We start from the raw sequence: 577 nt of genomic DNA, 5'->3' as shown, positions 1-577 counted from the left end.
TCACCATCCCTTTCGGGATCTTATTCAGCAACTCTTTGTAATCCTTGGTGACAGATTCCCCTTTAAGCATGTGCAAACGGTCTTTGTTCGGATCGATCGGCAATTTCTCCATGCGGCGCTCAATTGCACGCATGTAGCGAAGAATATCAGGCAAACGTTTCCAGCCACATTCCGTTGCAAAGCCTTTAAAAATCAAGCTTTCGATTTGCGCTTTGATGTCCGACAACGCAAACGCCATGGTGAAATCAATCTTGCCTTTCAGCTTTTTGTTGATGTTGAAAGCCGTCGTCAGAATGGTTTCTACCTGTTTGGCAATTTCTACCACGGTATCACCCAGTTCAGCGCGAACGTGTTCTTTCAACGCTTCAAACTTCTCAGGCTCCCAAACCAAACCGCCCTGCTCTTCAATAAGCTTATCGACACCACAGGCAATACAGTCATCAATCAGATCAAGCACTTTACCGTAAGGGTTAAAGTACAGACCCAGCTTCGATTTGTTCGGCAAGTTTGCGTGCAAATATTTAATTGGCGACGGTACGTTCAACAAAATTAAGCGACGCTGACCAGCGCGCATTGC

1 protein-coding gene is annotated in these 577 nt (G+C 45.9%); it reads right to left on the bottom strand.

Going from position 1 to position 577, the window contains the following annotated elements; genetic code table 11:
- A partial coding sequence (locus R8N49_RS29140) for a DUF3418 domain-containing protein (protein WP_318190701.1) occupies positions 1-577 on the bottom strand: 577 nt, incomplete at both ends.

This window comes from Vibrio sp. 1978 (assembly GCF_033344345.1).
The sequence above is the reverse complement of the archived record's forward strand: the minus strand, read 5'-3'. Positions and strand labels throughout refer to the sequence as shown.